This window comes from Pseudomonas sp. MTM4 (assembly GCF_019355055.1).
In the GTDB taxonomy this organism is placed as follows: domain Bacteria; phylum Pseudomonadota; class Gammaproteobacteria; order Pseudomonadales; family Pseudomonadaceae; genus Stutzerimonas.
The window spans coordinates 3,896,004-3,915,459 of the sequence record NZ_CP048411.1; the positions used below are offsets into that span (position 1 = coordinate 3,896,004).

The 19,456-nt window shown below is 61.2% G+C and carries 18 protein-coding genes; 9 read left to right on the top strand and 9 right to left on the bottom strand.

Features of this window, described 5'->3' with window-relative positions:
• Window positions 1-284 precede the first annotated feature (284 nt).
• The 8 genes from mreB (at window position 285) to tldD (ending at window position 11,680) form a co-directional block, all read left to right on the top strand.
• Window positions 285-1,322 (top strand): rod shape-determining protein MreB, encoded by a 1,038-nt coding sequence (gene mreB, locus GYM54_RS17900; protein WP_131649891.1) that lies wholly within the window; start codon window positions 285-287, stop codon window positions 1,320-1,322.
• 127 nt (window positions 1,323-1,449) lie between these two features.
• On the top strand, window positions 1,450-2,421 hold the full coding sequence (mreC, locus tag GYM54_RS17905; protein WP_218568020.1) for a rod shape-determining protein MreC: 972 nt from the start codon (window positions 1,450-1,452) through the stop codon (window positions 2,419-2,421).
• Entirely contained in the window at window positions 2,418-2,906 is a 489-nt protein-coding gene (gene mreD / locus GYM54_RS17910) for a rod shape-determining protein MreD (RefSeq protein ID WP_131649893.1), read from the top strand. Before mreC ends, mreD begins: the two co-directional genes overlap by 4 nt.
• 81 nt (window positions 2,907-2,987) lie before the next feature.
• A complete protein-coding gene (locus GYM54_RS17915; RefSeq protein WP_181100078.1) occupies window positions 2,988-3,578 on the top strand; it encodes a nucleoside triphosphate pyrophosphatase in 591 nt (196 codons plus the stop codon).
• Window positions 3,579-3,823: 245 nt separating this feature from the next.
• Window positions 3,824-5,281, top strand: a complete 1,458-nt coding sequence (rng, locus tag GYM54_RS17920) for a ribonuclease G (protein ID WP_197445793.1) — start codon at window positions 3,824-3,826, stop codon at window positions 5,279-5,281.
• A 271-nt stretch (window positions 5,282-5,552) separates the two neighbouring features.
• Window positions 5,553-9,353: a YhdP family protein gene (locus GYM54_RS17925; protein WP_197445794.1), complete on the top strand. Its 3,801-nt coding sequence runs from the start codon at window positions 5,553-5,555 to the stop codon at window positions 9,351-9,353.
• Window positions 9,354-9,389: 36 nt separating this feature from the next.
• Entirely contained in the window at window positions 9,390-10,235 is an 846-nt protein-coding gene (locus GYM54_RS17930) for a carbon-nitrogen hydrolase family protein (RefSeq protein ID WP_197445795.1), read from the top strand.
• 2 nt (window positions 10,236-10,237) lie between these two features.
• Window positions 10,238-11,680, top strand: a complete 1,443-nt coding sequence (gene tldD, locus GYM54_RS17935) for a metalloprotease TldD (RefSeq protein WP_197445796.1) — start codon at window positions 10,238-10,240, stop codon at window positions 11,678-11,680.
• 60 nt (window positions 11,681-11,740) lie between these two features.
• Here the strand turns inward: tldD and yjgA are convergent, their stop codons facing one another.
• Entirely contained in the window at window positions 11,741-12,262 is a 522-nt protein-coding gene (gene yjgA, locus GYM54_RS17940) for a ribosome biogenesis factor YjgA (protein WP_197445797.1), read from the bottom strand.
• A gap of 106 nt (window positions 12,263-12,368) precedes the next feature.
• Between yjgA and pmbA the strand changes: the two genes are divergently transcribed.
• Window positions 12,369-13,715 carry a metalloprotease PmbA gene (gene pmbA, locus GYM54_RS17945; RefSeq protein WP_131649900.1) on the top strand — a complete coding sequence of 449 codons (1,347 nt, stop codon included), beginning with the start codon at window positions 12,369-12,371 and terminating at the stop codon, window positions 13,713-13,715.
• A 128-nt stretch (window positions 13,716-13,843) separates the two neighbouring features.
• On the opposite strand, the gene GYM54_RS17950 is transcribed toward pmbA, so the two are convergent.
• The 8 genes from GYM54_RS17950 to lptC all read right to left on the bottom strand — a co-directional run bounded on the left by GYM54_RS17950 (window position 13,844) and on the right by lptC (window position 19,456).
• The gene (locus tag GYM54_RS17950) at window positions 13,844-14,116 is read right to left on the bottom strand and encodes an HPr family phosphocarrier protein (protein ID WP_181100083.1); all 273 of its coding nucleotides are present in this window, start codon (window positions 14,114-14,116) and stop codon (window positions 13,844-13,846) included.
• Between the two features lie 8 nt (window positions 14,117-14,124).
• The gene (gene rapZ / locus GYM54_RS17955) at window positions 14,125-14,982 is read right to left on the bottom strand and encodes an RNase adapter RapZ (protein WP_181100245.1); all 858 of its coding nucleotides are present in this window, start codon (window positions 14,980-14,982) and stop codon (window positions 14,125-14,127) included.
• A gap of 135 nt (window positions 14,983-15,117) precedes the next feature.
• The gene (ptsN, locus tag GYM54_RS17960; protein WP_131649902.1) at window positions 15,118-15,582 is read right to left on the bottom strand and encodes a PTS IIA-like nitrogen regulatory protein PtsN; all 465 of its coding nucleotides are present in this window, start codon (window positions 15,580-15,582) and stop codon (window positions 15,118-15,120) included.
• A gap of 6 nt (window positions 15,583-15,588) precedes the next feature.
• Window positions 15,589-15,897, bottom strand: a complete 309-nt coding sequence (hpf, locus tag GYM54_RS17965) for a ribosome hibernation-promoting factor, HPF/YfiA family (protein ID WP_131649903.1) — start codon at window positions 15,895-15,897, stop codon at window positions 15,589-15,591.
• 68 nt (window positions 15,898-15,965) lie between these two features.
• Window positions 15,966-17,474, bottom strand: a complete 1,509-nt coding sequence (locus tag GYM54_RS17970) for an RNA polymerase factor sigma-54 (RefSeq protein WP_219232595.1) — start codon at window positions 17,472-17,474, stop codon at window positions 15,966-15,968.
• Window positions 17,475-17,623: 149 nt separating this feature from the next.
• A complete protein-coding gene (gene lptB, locus GYM54_RS17975) occupies window positions 17,624-18,349 on the bottom strand; it encodes an LPS export ABC transporter ATP-binding protein (protein WP_181100086.1) in 726 nt (241 codons plus the stop codon).
• A complete protein-coding gene (lptA, locus tag GYM54_RS17980; RefSeq protein ID WP_131649906.1) occupies window positions 18,349-18,897 on the bottom strand; it encodes a lipopolysaccharide transport periplasmic protein LptA in 549 nt (182 codons plus the stop codon). The genes lptB and lptA overlap by 1 nt, the downstream gene beginning before the upstream one ends.
• Complete coding sequence (gene lptC / locus GYM54_RS17985; RefSeq protein WP_181100088.1) at window positions 18,884-19,456, bottom strand: LPS export ABC transporter periplasmic protein LptC; 573 nt, start codon at window positions 19,454-19,456, stop codon at window positions 18,884-18,886. Before lptC ends, lptA begins: the two co-directional genes overlap by 14 nt.

The window sequence follows — 19,456 nt, forward strand, 5'->3', positions numbered from 1 at the left end:
CGTGCCTTCCGTCGGCCAAGACCGACGCAAGAGCAGCAGGGGCGAGTCGCAGCGGTGGGCATTCGAGCCCGGAAAAGCCATCAATCTTACATGTCTACGGCGCTTGCCGGTAGCGCGGCTGCGGCTTGCCGGCGGTCTGGGGGTTTCGCAGCGTCGATCATTTTTCGCGCGTTGGCTCACGTCTGGCCCGCCAAGCGCGGACTCGCGCCTTGCCCTACGTTCGCACCATTGTTAGAGTTTGCGGCACTTTTTTCCCCACGCGTTTGCCCCAGGGCCCTTTTCCCATGTTCAAGAAACTGCGTGGCATGTTTTCCAGCGATTTGTCGATCGACCTGGGCACTGCCAATACCCTTATTTATGTGCGCGATCGCGGCATCGTCCTGAACGAGCCGTCAGTGGTTGCCATTCGTTCTCACGGCAACCAGAAAAGCGTCGTCGCGGTGGGTACCGACGCCAAACGCATGCTCGGTCGTACCCCCGGCAACATCAACGCCATCCGCCCGATGAAAGACGGTGTGATCGCGGACTTCAGCGTCTGTGAAAAAATGCTGCAGTACTTCATCAACAAAGTTCACGAGAACAGCTTCCTGCAGCCCAGCCCACGCGTGCTGATCTGCGTTCCTTGCAAATCCACTCAGGTCGAGCGCCGTGCGATCCGTGAATCGGCTCTCGGTGCTGGTGCGCGTGAAGTATTCCTGATCGAAGAACCAATGGCTGCGGCCATTGGCGCCGGCCTGCCGGTCGACGAAGCGCGCGGTTCGATGGTCGTCGATATCGGCGGCGGTACCACCGAGATTGCGCTGATCTCTCTCAATGGCGTGGTCTACGCCGAATCCGTCCGTGTCGGCGGCGATCGTTTCGACGAATCCATCGTCACTTACGTGCGACGCAACTACGGCAGCCTGATCGGCGAATCCACTGCCGAACGCATCAAGCAGGAAATCGGCACCGCCTTCCCCAGCACCGATGTGCGTGAAGTCGACGTTCGCGGTCGCAACCTGGCTGAAGGCGTGCCGCGCAGCTTCACGCTCAACTCCAACGAGGTGCTCGAGGCCCTGCAGGAATCCCTGGCGACCATCGTCCAGGCGGTAAAAAGCGCGTTGGAGCAATCGCCACCGGAACTGGCCTCCGATATCGCCGAGCGCGGTCTGGTGCTTACCGGTGGTGGCGCTCTGTTGCGCGATCTGGACAAGCTACTGGCACAGGAGACCGGTCTGCCGGTGATCGTCGCCGAAGAGCCGCTGACCTGCGTAGCGCGTGGCGGTGGCCGGGCGCTGGAAATGATGGATCGTCACGCCATGGATCTTTTGTCCACGGAGTGAACCACAAGCAATAAGCTCCAAGCGCAAGCCGAAAGCGGGGTTGGCCCTGCTCTCGGCTTGTCGCGTTTAGTTTGAAGCCTGCAGCTGCGAGGACCCGTCCATCAAACCACTATTCGCCAAAGGACCCCTGCTCGGAGTGCGCCTGCTGGTGCTTTCCGTGCTCTGTGTCGTGTTGATGGTGGTGGATGCACGCTTCGAGACGCTCAAACCCTTGCGCAGCCAGATGGGGCTGGTGCTGACGCCCTTTTACTGGCTAGCCGATCTGCCAGTGCGAACCTGGCAGCGGGCCACGGAGCAGCTCACCAGCAGCACCAGCCTGGTCGCCGAGAACGAGAAGCTCAAGGCCGAGGCGTTGTTGATGCAGCGGCGCCTGCAGAAGCTGGCGACGCTGACCGAGCAGAACGTGCGGTTGCGCGAGTTGCTCAACTCCGCCGCACTGGTCGATGACAAGGTGATCGTCGGTGAGTTGATCGGACTCGATCCCAATCCTTTCACGCACCGCATTCTGATCGACAAGGGCGAGCGTGACGGCGTGTTCCTTGGCCAGCCGGTGCTCGACGCCAGTGGCTTGATGGGGCAGGTCGTCGAAGTGATGCCCTATGCCGCCAGGGTGCTGTTGCTGACGGACGTGACCCACAGCATCCCGGTGCAGGTCAACCGTAACGGGCTGCGGGCCATTGCGGTTGGCACCGGTAGCCCGGACTACCTGGAGTTGCGCCACGTTGCCGAGACGGCTGATATCAAGGAAGGCGATCTGTTGGTCAGTTCCGGGCTGGGGCAGCGTTTTCCCAGCGGCTATCCGGTCGCTCAGGTCACCGAAGTGGTGCGCGGCTCCGGCCAGCCTTTCCTGATCGTCCGCGCCATTCCCACCGCCATGCTCAACCGCAGCCGCTATCTGCTGCTGGTCTTCAGCGATTCGCGAACGCCAGAAGAACGTGCTACCGACGCAGCGCAGGCGCAGGAGACGGCGGATCGCGAGGCGGCCGATTCAGGCGAATCAGCGACGGCCGCACCCGCCGAGGCTGAATCCGACGCTCAAACACCCGATGCCGCGGTCGCGCCGAACGAAACACCGCCGAATGGCGAGGAGCGGCCATGATCAGCGGACGGCAGAATAATGGCTGGGTCATCTGGTTATCGCTGGCGCTGGCGCTGCTGCTCAGCGTGGCGCCCATGCCGCAGAGCTTCGGGCTGGCGCGTCCGCTCTGGCTCGGCATGTTCATCGCTTACTGGGCAATTGCACTACCGCACCGTGGTGGCATGGCGGCGGCGTTCTTCTTCGGCTTGATGCTCGATGTGCTGTCTGGAACCTTGCTAGGGCAGAACGGTTTACCGCTGATCTTGATCACCTTTCTGGTGCTGAGCCTGCAGCAACGCCTGCGGATGTTCCCCTTGCTACAGCAAAGTCTCGTGTTGATGGTGATTCTGGGGATCGGGCAACTGGTGCAGCTGTGGCTCAATACGCTGACAGGCAATCGCCCGCCGACGCTTCTGTTTCTCATACCCGTGCCGGTCAGTGCCTTGCTCTGGCCCTGGGTCTTCGTCGCCCTGCAATGGGCGCGTCGGCGTTTCAACGTCTACTGAGCTGCAGGTGCACGGTTCCGGGATGCTTCCGAGCATGGACTGGATCTGCGAATCTGCTTCGCTCATACCCAAGGAGTTGGCATGCCGACATTGTTTCTCGCCTCCGCCTCACCGCGCCGCCGTGAACTGCTGATGCAGATCGGCGTTCCGTTTTCCGTCCTCTCTGTCTCCATCGATGAAACCCCTGGCCCAGCAGAGCCGCCGGACGTCTATGTCCAGCGTCTGGCCCGGGAGAAAGCCTTGGCTGGTCTGGCGCTGCTCGACGATGCCTCGGCCTGTGTGCTGGGCGCCGATACCACGGTCGTGCTGGACCAGCAGATCCTCGGAAAACCGGCGGACAAGACCGATGCGCTGAAAACGCTGCTGGCGCTGTCCGGACGCGAACATGAAGTGATGACCGCCGTCGCGCTGGCTAGCCCGGCGGGTTGCGTGGTGCGACTGGTCACCAGCAAGGTGCGCTTTCGGACCATTCGGCCTGAGGAGGCCGAAGCCTATTGGGCCAGCGGCGAGCCGCAGGACAAAGCGGGCAGCTACGCCATTCAGGGCTGGGGAGCGGTCTTCGTCAGCGCGCTGGAGGGCAGCTACTCGGGCGTGGTCGGGCTGCCGTTATGCGAAACGGCGCAACTGCTCGGCACGCACGGGATCGAGTACTGGACTAAGAGCTGCGCCTAGCCTGTACGGCTAGTTGATTACCTCAAGTTCGGACGACTGAGGTTCTGAGACGAGGCGCTGCGACGAGTCATAGCTGGCTATGGTGAGGAGCGGCAACGCAATATCAGGGCCTCAGGCGCCGAAATTGACTAATTGAACTAGCCACACAGGCCACTACAGCCCTGTGGCTTGAAGGCGTATGCCGTTAGAATCGAGCCAACTCGTCAGCTTCGGCTGGTTCACCTGTCCATCGGCCGAGAACAACAATGAGCGAAGAAATTCTGATGAACATCACCCCCATGGAGTCGCGGGTGGCGGTGGTGGAGAACGGTGTCCTGCAGGAGGTGCATGTCGAGCGCACCCAGCGCCGCGGCATCGTCGGCAATATCTACAAAGGCAAGGTGGTCCGCGTGCTTCCCGGCATGCAGGCGGCCTTCGTCGACATCGGTCTGGAGCGTGCGGCATTCATCCATGCATCGGAAATTTCCAGCCGGGAAGGCAATGCGGTCGAGCCCATCAGCGCGCTGGTTCATGAGGGGCAGGCGCTCGTCGTGCAGGTCACCAAGGACCCGATCGGCACCAAGGGTGCGCGCTTGACCACGCAGCTGTCGATACCTTCGCGCTATCTGGTCTATATGCCCAGAACCAGCCATGTCGGCATTTCCCTGCGCATCGAAGATGAAGCCGAGCGGGATCGTCTCAAACAGGTGGTGGCCGAATGCGTCGCGGCTGAAGGCATCAAGGAGACTGGAGGTTTCATCCTGCGCACCGCCGCTGAAGGTGCCGGCAGCGATGAAATTTTGATGGACATTCGCTACCTGCGCCGCTTGTGGCAGCAGATAGACGGGCAGATGAAAACCGCCGGCGCGCCATCGGTCATTTATGAGGATCTGTCGCTGGCCATGCGCACCCTGCGTGATCTGGTCAATCCGCGCATCGAAAAGATCCGTATCGACTCGCGCGAGAATTTTCAGAAGGTCAGCCAGTTCGTCGATGAGCTGATGCCCGAGCTGAGCGAGCACCTGGAGCATTACCCCGGCGAGCGGCCGATATTCGATTTGTACAGCGTCGAGGACGAAATCCAGAAGGCGCTTGAGCGCAAGGTCATGCTCAAGTCCGGTGGTTATCTGATCATCGATCCGGCCGAGGCGATGACCACCATCGATGTGAATACCGGTGCCTTCGTCGGCCATCGCACCCTCGAGGAAACCATCTTCAAGACCAACCTTGAGTCCGCCACCGCCATCGCCCGTCAACTGCGGCTGCGCAATCTCGGCGGGATCATCATCATCGACTTCATCGACATGGAAGATGAGGAACATCGGCGCCAGGTCCTGCGCACCCTGGAAAAGCAGCTCGAACGCGATCACGCCAAGACCAACATTATCGGCATCACCGAACTGGGGCTGGTGCAGATGACGCGCAAGCGTACGCGCGAAAGCCTTGAACAGGTGCTGTGCGAGCCGTGCATGTGCTGCCAGGGGCGCGGCAAGTTGAAAACCCCCGAGACCGTCTGCTACGAGATTTTCCGCGAGATTCTTCGCGAGGCCCGCGCCTATCAGCCCGAAGGCTATCGGGTGCTGGCGAACCAGAAGGTCATTGACCGGTTGCTCGACGAGGAGTCGGGAAACGTTGCCGATCTCGAGAGCTTCATCGGACGCTCGATCAAGTTCCAGGTCGAGACCATGTATTCCCAGGAACAGTACGACGTGGTGTTGCTCTGAATAAGGTCTGTTGCCGTTTCGCTGCGAGCCGCGCAACCCGTAGGGACGGGCCGGTTTTTGTGCGATACGGCGTTTCTCGTCGCTTATTTGGAACGACCAAACTGCGCGACTCGTGCGATCTCCATGGATGGAGTGAATGCCGCAAGCCCGCCGGGAGCGGGCGCGGCCTTGTCTCGCGCAAAAACCGGCTCCGTCGCGGCCGCGACGAAACGGGAACAGACCCTAGACGCAAGCCTGGCCATCCGGGCTCGGATGAGCGGAGCGTATCCGTATGAGTCGGCTGCTGGCGGTGGTTCTCGTCTTCCTGCGTCGTTGCCTTTGGTTGGGCGCGATCGGCCTGATGCTGCTGGCGCTCTACGTGAGTCTCGGTCGTCAGCTGGTTCCGCTGGTCGCGGAGTACCGTTTGGAGGTTCAGGACAAGGCGCGTGAGTTGCTGGACATGCCGGTGGCGCTCGGAAAGCTGGAAGGCCGCTGGGATGGTTTTGCACCGCAGTTGCTGGCGCAGGATGTGATTCTGGGCGCGGGCGATGCGGCGGTGCGGCTGGATCGACTGACGCTGGTGCCGGACGTGGTCGCGAGCCTCCTGTCTCGTCAGTTGCACTTCAACGCAGTGGAGTTCACCGGCGTGCACCTGAGCCTGGTGCAGAGCGCCGAAGGCAAATGGCGTGTCGATGGTCTGCCCGAGCGCACCGACAACACCGCTATGGACCCTCAAAAGCTGCTTGCCGAGCTGCAGAAGATTCGGTGTTTACGGCTTCTGGACAGCCAGATAACCCTTGAGGCCCATGCCGAAGCGCCACTGACCCTGACCTATGCCAATCTCGAATTGCGCACCGAGGACGGAAAGCTGCGCCTGGACGGCCGCTTGCTGTTACCGGATGGTCAACCCTTGAGCCTGCGTGCCCAAGCGCGCGTCGCAGCGAATGACTGGCGCGCCAGTGAGGCCGAGCTCTACGTCAGCCTGCCGCAGAGTGATTGGGCCGCCTGGATACCGGCGAGTCTGACCGGCAACTGGAACCTCGCACAGCTACAGGCCGGCGGAGAGATTTGGCTGGACTGGCGTGACCAGAGCGTGTCCCGCGCGGTGGCCCGAATGAACGCGCCGGCATTACAGGTCGGCCAATCGCAACGCGAGCCGGTGCAGATTCAAGATCTGGCGATAAATGCTTATCTCGACCGCGCGAGCGAAGGCTATCGCTTGCACCTCGATGGTCTGGCGTTCACCTTCGAAGAAACTCGCTGGCGGGAGACCGCCGTGGTGCTCCAGCAGAACATTGCCGAGAATCGCTGGCGCTTGCAGACCGATCACATCGCCATCGCGCCGGTAGCGGCGCTGGTGCATGCCGGAGTCGAACTGCCCGAAGTAGCCGCCGAGTACCTGCTCGGCCTGGCTCCCAGCGGAACGCTGCGCAATCTGCAACTCGACTACCGCCCGGCCGCGCCCGGTGCAGAGCGGCTGGCCTTCACCGCCAACCTCGATGAGGTCAGCATCGCTGCGCATAAGTGGATACCGGCTGCGCGCAATGTCAGTGGCGTGGCAGAGGGTGATCTTGCCGGCGGTGAGCTGCGTTTCGATAACCACGACTTCAGCCTGCATTTAGCTGAGTTGTTCCCGGAGCGCTGGGATTACCCTCGCGCCCGCGGCAGCCTGCGCTGGAAGCTCGACGAGCAAGCGTTCACGCTTGCCGCGCCCTATCTGCAGATCGATGGAGATGAAGGGCGCATCGCCGGCGATTTCCTGATCCGCCTGATGCGGGATCCAGCGGTCGAAGACTATATGGATCTGCGGGTCGGCATCAGCGACGGCGATGCTCGCTACACGCAGAAATACTTGCCGACCCGTTCACCCGCGTTGAGCCCTGCACTGAGCGGATGGCTGAACACGGCGATACGCGGCGGTATCGTGGAACAGGGTTATTTCCAGTATCAGGGAGCGTTGGGTAAAAGCGCTGACGATAACGCCCGCAGCCTTAGCCTGTATTTCAACGTGAAGGATGCCGAACTTGCCTTCCAGCCTGGCTGGCCGGTGTTGCGTGAAGGGCGTGGCGAGGTACTGATCGAGAACAGTGGCGTGCGGGTACGGCTTGCCGAAGCGCGCATGCTCGACAGCCGTGTGCGTGACGCCACGGCAGACATCCCGCTGGGCCACGCCGCTCCGCCGCGGTTGAATATTCAGGGTCGGGTGGACGGCCATCTGCGGGACGCGCTGACCGTGATGCAGGTGGCTCCGATCGGCACCGCCGAGCTGTTCGCCGGCTGGCGCGGTGACGGTCCCCTGAGTGGCTCGCTGCAATTGGGTATTCCGCTGGGCGGGGGCGGGCGCCCCCAGGTGATTGCTGATTTTTCCAGCACCGATGCTTCGCTGTCGATTACGCAGGCAAAGCTCCAGCTCGAAGCGTTGGCGGGCGAGTTTCGCTATGACAGCGAGCGGGGCTTTAGTGCTAAAGCGTTCCGAGGGCGCACGCTGGGTAGTCAAGTGCAGGGAAAGGCGACCGCCACTGGTGAGCCGGGCAAACCGTCCACGCGAATCGAGGCGTCAGGCACCGTGGCGGTGCAGCAGCTGCTGGCGTGGGGCGAAATCGAACAAGCCTTGCCGGTATCTGGACAGCTGCCTCTCCGGCTAAACCTTTTCCTGGGGAGCGAAGGCAGCCATTTGCAGGTGGACTCTTCGCTGCTGGGCGCGGTGCTGGCGCTTCCCGCGCCGTTCGGCAAGCCTGCCGTGGAGCGGCGCGACACCACGCTACGGATGACATTCGGTGGTGAGCGCCAACAGTACACGCTCAGGCACGACAGGCTGGCGGCGTTGACCTTCGTCGCGCCGGGCACCAACTGGGCTGAGGGCGGCGGTGAGCTGGTACTGGGCGGTGCTGCGGCAAACCTGCGCACTGATCAGGGCTTGCATGTGCGAGGCAGCCTGCCACGGCTGAACCTAGGGAAATGGCAGGCGTTGCTGGAATCCTATGGCGATACGTCGAAGAGTGAGGCCGGTGTTGCGATGCTGCGTTCGGTTCAACTCAACATCGGTGTCTTTGAAGGCTTTGGCACGCAAATCGATAACCTGGGTATCGAGCTGCAGCCTGCTTCTACCGGTTGGTTGCTGGGTCTGAATAGCGAGACGGTCGCTGGGACTGCCCGCTTGCCGAATACCGACGGCGAACCCATCGTGCTGGATCTTTCACGCTTGCGGCTTCCGGCAGCCGACCCGAACGAGCCACAGGAGCAGCCACGTGATCCGCTGGCCGCCGTTGACCCCAAGGCGCTGCCGGCAATAGATATCGCCGTGGCCGAAGTGCTGCGCGGCGAGGAGCCGCTGGGCGCCTGGTCGTTGAAGATGCGACCCACCACCGATGGCGTGGCTTTTTCAGATATCGATCTGAACCTCAAAGGGCTGAGGATCGGCGGCAATGGCGGTTGGAACGATTCACGAACCTGGTACAAGGGCCGGCTAGAAGGCGAGAACCTCGCGGATGTGTTGCTGGCCTGGGGCTTCGCCCCCTCGACTACCAGCGAGGATTTTCGTCTGAACGTGGACGGCAATTGGCCGGGGTCGCCGGCATTCTTCGGTATGAATCGATTGTCCGGCCGGCTCGACGCCCGACTGCGCAACGGGCAGCTCCGCGAAGTGGACGGCGGGGCGCAGGCGCTGCGGGTCTTTGGCCTGCTCAATTTCAACTCGATCGGACGTCGACTACGGCTGGATTTCTCCGATCTGTTCGGCAAGGGGCTGAGCTACGATCGGATCGAGGCTGAACTGCTCGCGACCGACGGCATCTACACGACCTCAAAGCCGCTGACGGTTACCGGGCCGTCAAGCAATCTCGAACTCAATGGCCGGCTGGATCTGGTCAATGATCAGATCGACGCCAGGCTGCTGGTGACGCTCCCGGTCAGCAACAACCTGCCGCTGGCGGCGCTGATCGTCGGCGCGCCGGCCATCGGCGGTGCTCTGTTCGTCGTCGATAAGCTGTTGGGCGACAAGGTTGCCCGCTTCGCCAGCGTTCAGTACAGGGTCGAGGGCCCGTGGCAATCGCCGAAGATTACCTTCGACAAGCCTTTCGAAAAGCCCAACTGAGCCTCCCTCAACCCGGCCAACTGCCAGAGTATCTCCATGACCTTTGCCGTGATCCAGATGACCAGTCAGGCCGACATCCAGGCGAATCTCGTCACTGCCAGACGGTTGCTGGAACAGGTTGCCGAGGCTGGAGCAAAGCTTGCGGTGCTGCCGGAAAATTTCGCCGCCATGGGGCGCACCGATCTACCCGCAGTCGGAAGGGCCGAAGCCGAGGGTGCCGGCCCGATACTGCCGTGGTTGAAACAGACCGCACGTGACCTCAGGTTATGGATAGTCGCCGGCACGTTGCCGCTGCCGCCGGATGATCAGCCGCAGGCGAAAGCCAGGGCCTGTTCGCTGCTCGTCGACGACCAGGGTCAGCGCGTTGCGCGATACGACAAGCTGCATCTGTTCGATGTCGATGTCAGCGATGCGCGGGGCCGCTACCGTGAGTCGGACGACTATGCAGAGGGTGATCGGTTGGTGGTAGTCGATACGCCGGTGGGCCGGCTGGGAATGACCGTCTGCTATGACCTGCGTTTTGCCGAGCTGTACTCGGCGTTACGTCTGGCAGGCGCCGAGTTGATCAGCGCCCCTTCGGCCTTTACCGGGGTGACCGGTCAGGCTCATTGGGAGATGTTGATACGCACGCGGGCCATCGAGACGCAATGCTATATGCTGGCCGCAGCCCAGGGTGGCGAACACCCTGGCGGACGAATGACCCACGGGCATTCGTCTATCGTGGATTTCTGGGGACGCGTATTGAGCGAGCAGGCCACTGGCGAAGCGGCATTGATCGCCAAGCGGGATGCCGACGAACAGGCTGCGATGCGCCAGCGTATGCCGGTGCTGAACCATCGCCGATTTTGCGCGCCCCGTATTGCCTCGGGCACTTTGGAGTAGATATGAGTGAACTGTTGTTACCCGTCACCGAGCGACTGCTGACACCGGGTGGGCTGGGGCTAGATGATTTGCCGGGCTTGCTTGGCGAACTGGCCGGCCCCGGCATCGATGCTGCGGACCTGTATTTTCAGGACCAGGTGACCGAGTCCTGGGTGTTAGAAGATGGCATCGTCAAGGAAGGCAGTTTCCACATCGAGCAGGGCGTGGGCGTCCGCGCATTGTCCGGAGAAAAGACCGGCTTCGCCTACAGCAACGCGATCACAGCCGATGCGCTGCGCCAGGCAGCCGAAGCTGCCCGCTCGATTTCTCGCAGTGGCCAGCAGGGCCGTGTCGAGGTGCTGTCGAAGGCGGCCTTTGCACCGTTATACGTTCAGGACAATCCGTTGGATGAACTCGGCCGGGCGGAAAAGGTCGAGCTGCTCAAGCGCATCGACGTCGCCACGCGGGCGCTGGACCCGCGCATCAAACAGGTGACGGTGAGCCTGGCCGGTGTTTGGGAGCATGTGCTGGTGACGGGGCTGGACGGCGGCATGGCTGCCGACATTCGCCCGCTGGTGCGCTTCAACGTCAGCGTCATCGTCGAGCAGAACGGACGTCGCGAGCGCGGCGGGCAGGGCGGCGGTGGACGTACCGGCTATGACTACTTTCTCAGCGAAGACCGCGCGATGGGCTATGCGCGTGAAGCACTACGGCAGGCGCTGGTGAATCTCGAGGCCGTGGCGGCGCCGGCCGGCACCCTGCCTGTCGTGCTTGGGCCGGGCTGGTCCGGCGTGTTGCTGCACGAGGCGGTGGGGCATGGCCTGGAAGGCGATTTCAATCGCAAGGGCAGCTCGGCCTACAGCGGCCGGATCGGCCAGCAGGTCGCCTCCAAACTGTGCACCATCGTCGATGACGGCACCCTCGCCAACCGCCGGGGCTCGCTTAGCGTCGACGACGAAGGCACGCCCACTCAGTGCACAACGCTAATCGAAAACGGCATTCTCAAGGGCTACATCCAGGACAAGCTCAACGCGCGTTTGATGGGCGTTGCGCCTACGGGTAATGGACGGCGTGAGTCCTACGCGCACCTCCCGATGCCACGGATGACCAACACCTACATGCTGGCGGGCGAAAGCGACCCGGAAGAGATCATCCGCTCGGTGAAGAAGGGCATCTACTGTGCGAGTCTCGGCGGCGGGCAGGTGGATATTACCAGTGGAAAATTCGTGTTCTCGACCAGCGAGGCCTATCTGATCGAGGACGGCAAGATCACCGCGCCGGTGAAGGGGGCGACTCTGATCGGCAACGGTCCGGACGTGATGAACAAGGTGTCGATGGTCGGTACCGACCTGGAACTGGACAGCGGTGTCGGCACCTGCGGCAAGGACGGCCAATCGGTGCCGGTGGGTGTCGGACAGCCGACACTGAAGATCGACGGGATTACGGTTGGGGGAACGGGAGCTTGAAGCTGAGGCCCGAAGCTGAAAGCCAGTCCAGATCACTTCAGCTTCAGGCTTCAAGGCAGCTTATTTCAAACCGCGCTTGGTTTCATCGAGGTCGCGGATGTACTTAAAGATCTTGCGACTGGCCGCTGGCGGCTTGTTTCGCGTCGCTTCGTGCTGGGCATGGCGGATCAGGCTGCGCAGTTGCTGGCGGTCGGTTTCGGGATATTCGGTGACGAAGGCTTCGAGGGTTTCATCGTTGCCGGCGATCAGGCGATCGCGCCAGCGTTCCAGGGCGTGGAAGCGCTCGTTGTACTGGCGAGTGGAGGCGTCGAGCTGGTCGACGAGGGCCAGGATGCCTTCGATATCCTGGTCGCGCATCAGCTTGCCGATGTATTGCAGGTGGCGTTTACGCGCGATGTTTGCCGTGTGCTTGGGCGCATCGGCCAGCGCCTTGCGCAGCGCATCGGTGAGAGGAAGGCGATCCAGCACGTCGGGCTTGAGTGTGGCGAGGCGTTCACCCAGCTCCTGCAGAGCATGAAGCTCGCGCTTGACCTGGGTTTTGCTTTTTTCCTCGAAGCCGTCGAGATCGGAAATATCAGACATGGGGCTGGTCCAGTAGGAAATGCCGCCATGATAACAGCAGCTTTGCTGCGCAGCTCAGCCGAGCGCTGGCGGCTGCGATTTGATCGAATCAATGCTTGGAGTGTTTATGAGTGAAGTTGAGGGGATAGGCCCGCACGTGTTGCCGGGACTGCGCGACAGGATTGCGCAGATCATCGAAGAGGCGAGCCGCCAGGGTGCCAGTGCCTGCGAGGTGTCCGTCTCGATGGAGCAGGGGCTGTCGACGACGGTTCGTCAGCGAGAAGTGGAAACGGTCGAATTCAATCGTGATCAGGGCTTCGGTATCACGCTGTACGTCGGTCAGCGCAAGGGCTCGGCGAGTACCACCGGCAGCGGCGACGAGGCGATTCGCGAAACCGTGGCGGCGGCACTGGCGATCGCCAGGCATGCGTCGGAAGACGAATTCGCCGGGCTCGCCGATCCTGCTCTGATGGCTAAGGATGTGCCGAACCTGGACCTTTACCATCCCTGGAGCATTGCGCCGGATGAGGCGGTGGAGTTGGCCTTGAGCTGCGAGGCGGCGGCCTTCGCGGCTGATTCGCGCATTCGAAATGCAGACGGCACCAGCCTGAGCACCCACCAAGGGTGCCGCGGCTATGGCAACAGCAACGGCTTCATTGGCGCCTACTGCAGCACCCGCCACAGCCTGAGCAGCGTGATGATCGCCGAGTCCGATGGGCAGATGCAGCGCGATTATCACTATGACGTCAGCCGCGTCGCCAGCGATCTGGCCTCTGCCGAGTCGATCGGTCGTCGTGCCGCTGAGCGCGCCGTTCGCCGTCTCGGCGCTCGCCCCGTGCCGACGTGCGACGTTCCAGTGCTGTTCTCCTCGGAACTGGCGACTGGGTTGTTTGGGCATTTCCTCGCGGCGATTTCCGGCGGCAATATCTATCGCAAGTCTTCCTATCTGGAAGATGCGCTGGGCCAGACGCTGTTTCCCGAGTGGCTGAGCCTCGACGAGCGTCCGCACCTGCTGCGCGGGTTGGCCAGTTCGGCCTATGACAGCGATGGCTTGGCGACCTACGCCAAACCCTTCGTCGAGAATGGCAAGCTGCTTTCCTATGTGATGGGCACCTACTCCGGACGCAAGTTGGGAATGCCCAGCACGGCCAATGCGGGCGGCGTGCACAACCTTTTCGTCACCCACGGGGATGAGGATCAGGCTGCACTGATTCGCCGTATGGGACGTGGTTTGCTGGTCACCGAGTTGATGGGGCAGGGCTTGAACCTGGTCACCGGCGACTACTCGCGCGGTGCTGGCGGTTTCTGGGTCGAGAATGGTGAGATTCAGTTCCCGGTACAGGAGGTTACTATCGCCGGCAATCTGCGCGACATGTTCCGCCAGATCGTCGCGGTCGGCTGCGATGTCGAGACGCGTAGCAGCATTCACACGGGATCGGTGCTGATCGAGCGAATGAAGGTGGCGGGGAGTTAAAGCGGCAAGTTGAAAGCCGATAGCAGCTGGAGGCTGGCTGGGCGAAAAGAGGCTGTAAGGTTGAAGCGAGTAGTTTGAAAAGGCGCGGCTGGGCTCGGCACTGTTTCGCTTCCAGCCTTCCAGCTGCTCTATTCCCCTTCCTCGAAATAGTCTTCGATCAGTGCTATCAGCGCATCGACCGCCTCTTGCTCCTGCTCGCCCTCGGTGTGCAGGTGCAGGTTGGTGCCCTTGCTGGCCGCGAGCATCATGACCGCCATGATGCTTTTGCCATCAACGAGGGTGGCAGGACAACGGCCAATGCGGATGTCGCAGGGAAACCGGTTGGCGACGCCGACGAACTTGGCGGCTGCGCGGGCATGCAGGCCCAGCTTGTTGATGATGGTGATTTCGCACGAGGGCATGTGGGGTCCTAAGCCAGGTCGCGATGGCGTACCTGGACATTCTTCAAAGGTTCGCGCAGCGCCTGGCCGAGTCGCTCGGCCAGATAGACCGAACGGTGGTGCCCGCCAGTGCAGCCGATGGCGACCGTGACATAGGCGCGATTGCTGGCGGCAAAGCGCGGAAGCCATTTGCTCAAGTAGGCGAAGATGTCCTGAAACATCTCTTCGACATCCGCTTGTGTGGCGAGATAGTCGATGACGGGCTGGTCCAGCCCGGAAAAGTCGCGCAGATCGGCCTTCCAGTACGGATTCGGCAGGCAGCGCACATCGAACACGAGGTCGGCATCAACCGGCATTCCACGCTTGAATCCAAAGGACTCGAAGAGAAACGCCGTACCCGGTTCCGGCTTGTTCAGCAGGCGAAGCTTCAGCGTGTCACGCAATTGATAGAGGTTCAGATGCGTCGTGTCGACCTTGAGATCGGCGAGGTCGATGATGGGAGCCAGAAGCAGCTCCTCGTCACGGATAGCTTCGGCCAACGAACGATTCTGATTGGTCAGCGGGTGGCGCCGGCGGGTTTCCGAGAAGCGCTTGAGCAGTGTCTCGTCCGCCGCATCGAGGTACAGCACATCGCACTGGATATGCCGGGCACGGGCCTCTTCGAGCAACTCGGGAAAACGCTTCAACTGGCTGGGCAGGTTGCGCGCATCGATGGATACGGCGACCTGCGGCTGTATCAGCTCCGTATGCAGCAACGCCCGTTCCGCCAGTTCCGGCAGCAGTCCGGCGGGAAGGTTGTCGATACAGTAGAAGCCGTTGTCCTCGAGCACGTCGAGCGCGGTGCTCTTGCCAGACCCGGAGCGACCGCTGACGATGATCAGGCGCATGGCGGCGCGACGCCCGGCAGGATACGAGCGTGCTGGCATGAGCCTGGCTGCACGCTGTACTGTCGAGGTGGTTGGTGCAAGGTTAGGGACACGTCTCTTTCCTCACTCGTCGCAGGGCCAGCGAGATGGTTTCCGCTAGTGGCCGCTCTGAATATCAACGACGGTCTGATACAGATCCTGTCCCGTTCTGGCCTGGCGCAGACGCTCACGAACGTCCTCGCGATCGAGCATGCTAGCAATCTGGCGAAGCAGTTCGAGGTGTTCGTCAGTCGCCGCTTCCGGCACGAGCAGGACGAACAACAGATCGACCGGAGCGCCGTCGATGGCATCGAAGTCCACCGGATCATCCAGCCTCAACACCGCGCTGAGTGGCGAGGTGCAGCCGGGCATGCGGCAGTGCGGGATGGCGATCCCGTTGCCGAAGCCGGTCGAGCCTAGCTTTTCGCGGGCAACGAAGCTTTCGAAAATGGTTTGAGAATCCAGATCTGGAAGGTCTCGGCCAAGCACCTTGGCGATCTGTTCCAGTACGCGCTTCTTGCTGCCGCCCGGCACGTTCACGAGGGAACGTGCGGGGGTCAGGATGTTTTCTAGTCGGATCATGATGGGCTAGCGAGCTATTGCACCCTGGTTATGGTCGAGCTGTTTTTCTTTGTGCTTGATGAGCTGCCGATCGAGCTTGTCGGCAAGGAGATCGATTGCCGCGTACATGTCTTCATGCTCGGCATTGGCGACGACCTCGCGTCCGGCGACGTGCAGTGTGGCTTCGGCTTTTTGCTTGAGCTTTTCGACTTGGAGGATCACCTGAACGGCAATGATGCGATCGAAATGCCGTTCCAGTCGGCTGAATTTCTCTTCGACGTAGTTACGCAGGGCTTCTGTGATTTCCAGATGAAGTCCAGTGATGTTGGTTTGCATACTGCATCTCCTTTTTGCCACGTGCGATTGACGGGATGACCCGCCACCGGAAGAAATCGACCTGACATTTACATCAACCGCTTACGTTCGCTGGATGGTGCGATACCGAGTGATTCGCGGTACTTAGCGACGGTACGGCGTGCAACTTGAATCCCCTGTGCCTCCAGTAAACCAGCGATCTTGCTGTCGCTCAATGGCTTTTTCGGGTTTTCCGCAGCCACCAGTTTTTTGAGTATCGCCCGTATGGCGGTGGAAGAGCATTCGCCGCCCTCCGCCGTGCTGACATGGCTGGAGAAGAAGTACTTCAGCTCATAGATGCCGCGTGGCGTGTGCATGTACTTCTGCGTGGTGACTCGTGAGATCGTCGACTCATGCATGCCTACCGCCTCGGCGATGTCGTGCAGCACCAGCGGCTTCATCGCTTCATCGCCGTGCTCGAAGAAGCCGCGTTGATGTTCGACGATCTGCGTGGCGACCTTCATCAGCGTCTCGTTGCGGCTGAGCAGGCTCTTGATGAACCAGCGCGCCTCCTGAAGCTGGTTGCGCATGAAGGTGTTGTCGGCACTGGCATCGGCGCGTTTGACGAAGCCTGCGTACTGAGCGTTCACGCGCAGGCGGGGCATTGCCTCCTGGTTCAGTTCGACCAGCCAGCGGCCATTGTGCTTGCGCACGATCACGTCGGGCACGACATACTCCGGCTCGCTCGCTTCGATCTGCGAGCCGGGCCGTGGATTGAGCGTCTGGATCAGATCGATGACTTGGCGCAGCTCGTCTTCCTTGAGCTTCATGCGGCGCATCAGCAGGCTGTAGTCACGGCTGCCGAGGATATCCAGATGGTCGCTGACCAGCCGCACCGCCTCGCTTAACCACAGGGTTCGCTCCGGCAGTTGACGCAGTTGCAACAGCAGGCACTCGCGCAAGTCACGTGCCCCGATGCCAGCCGGTTCGAATTGCTGAATGCGGCGCAGCACCACCTCGATCTCGTCGAGTTCGATTTCCAGCTCTGGATCGAACGACTCGAGTACTTCCTCAAGGGTCTCGTCGAGGTAACCCTGTGGGTTGATGCAGTCGATCAATGTGGCTGCGATAAGGCGGTCTGTATCGCTCATCGGTGCGAGATTGAGCTGCCAGAGCAAGTGGCTCTGCAGGCTTTCACCGGCTGAGGTTCGAGTGGTGAAATCCCATTCGTCATCATCGCTGCTGGGCAGGCTGCTGGCGCTCGTCTGGTAGATGTCTTCCCAGGCGGTGTCCACCGGAAGCTCATCGGGAATGCGGTCACCCCAATCGCCTTCCTCGAGGTTCTCCACCGTGTTGATGGGTTCCTCGTAGTGATTGTCAGGCTCGCTCTGTTCGGTCGGCGTGCTTTCCGGCTTTTTCTCGATCGACTCGGCCATCGGATCGGAGTGATCGAAATCCTCTCCGTCCTCTTCACGCTCGAGCATGGGATTGGAATCCAACGCTTCCTGAATCTCCTGCTGGAGATCGAGCGTGGATAACTGGAGCAGTCGTATGGGTTGTTGCAGCTGCGGTGTCATCGTCAGCTGCTGGCCCATCTTCAGGACTAGCGATGGTTTCATGGCAGAGGACTTCGAACCTTGTTTGCCGGCGCAACCGCGCCTGTTCCGATTTCGCTGGCGCTGGCAGGCGCCAATGTAAGCAAATTATATGCCTGCCATCGAAGCTTTTGCCTAGTCCTGGGTGGCCGTCTCGGCGGAAAAAAATGACATCAGAGGCGGAATTCGTGCCCGAGGTAAACTTCCTTGACCAGCTGATTGGCCAAGATCGTCTCGGCGCCACCTTCGGCAATCAGTTGGCCATCGTTGACGATGTAGGCGGTTTCGCAGATGTCCAGTGTTTCGCGTACGTTGTGGTCGGTGATGAGTACGCCGATGCCTTTGGCCTTGAGATGGTGAATGATCTGTTTGATGTCGCCGACCGAAATAGGGTCGACGCCCGCAAAGGGCTCGTCTAGAAGAATGAACTTGGGCGCGGTGGCCAGGGCGCGGGCAATTTCGACGCGCCGCCGCTCGCCACCCGAGAGGCTCATGCCGAGGCTGTCGCGAATGTGGTGGATATGAAATTCCTGCAAGAGCCCTTCAAGCGCTTGCTGACGCCCGCTGCGATCGAGGTCCTTGCGGGTTTCCAGGATCGCCATGATGTTGTCGGTTACCGACAGTTTGCGGAAGATAGACGCTTCCTGCGGCAAGTAGCCGATGCCTGCGCGCGCGCGACCATGCATGGGCAGATGCGTGACGTCCTGTTCGTCGATCAGCACGCGGCCCTGATCGGCCTTCACCAGCCCGACGATCATATAGAAACAAGTGGTTTTCCCGGCGCCGTTCGGCCCCAGCAGACCAACGATCTGTCCGCTTCCAATGGACAGACTTACATCACGCACGACTTGGCGGCTTTTGTAACTCTTCGCCAGATGCTGGGCCTTGAGGGTCGCCATTACTCGGTCTGCTCCGCTGCCGGCTGATCTTTACTGCGCGGCTGAATCACCATGTCCACGCGCGGGCGCGGCGTGGTGACATCGGTATCGGTCGCACGGCCGGCATTGACGATCTGCCGCTGGGTGTCATAGACGATTTTTTCGCCTTCGAAGGTATTGCCTTCCTGAACGACTTTCGCCTGATCGATCAGGACGATGCGCTCGTTGGCTGCGAAATACTGGATGGTCAGGCCGTAAGCCTTGACGATCTCCTTGTCGACCGCAGGCTTCTGCTCATAGTAGGCGGGCTTGCCGATGGATGTGAATACCTCCACATCGCCATTTTCGTCCTGGGTGATCGTCACCGTATCGCCAGTGATCTTCATGGTGCCCTGGGTGATCACCACATCGCCGCGATATACGGCTACGCCCTGTCGATCATCAAGTTCCGCGGTATCCGCCTGGACGCGGATCGGCTGGTTGCGGTCTTCTGGAAGCGCATGTGCAGTCGTGCCAAGCAGAAAGATGCTCAAGCCGATCAGGAGGGGGAGGGTCTTAACGCAGCTCATGCTGGCCTCTTACATTGGATAGCAGGAGCATCCTGCCTTCATTCAGATACGCTTTCATGCCCGTGGCGGTAGTCACGCCGTTCGCGGCGACGATTCTAACGGGTTGGCGGGTCTCGGCATAATCCTTCTCGGGAAGCACCGTCATCCGGCTGGTGGTGACTATCGTCGGACGTCCCTCGGCGTCGTTGCGTTCGATCCTGACGTTATCGATCAGCTCGACTTCCTCGCCCTTCGGGCCGACTTCTCCACGCTCGCTGGTGATATGCCACGGCAACTCAGCGCCCCGATAGGAACGCAGATCGGGGCGGGTCAGCAGGCTGACATCGCTGGCCTTGACGTGCTCGACCTTCTCGGAGAACAGCACGTAGTTGCGCTTGCCATCCGGTTGATACTGCACGGTTCGTGAGTTGATGACGTAAAAGTCGATCGGCGATGTCTCGCCCTGTGTCACCGGAGCTTCCTGCATGAAGCTTTCGGGGCGAATGTTCCAGTAGCCGACAGCGATCAGTAACAGTGCGATCAGCAGCAGGACGGCAGGGAAGCGGATTCTGCTCAGCAT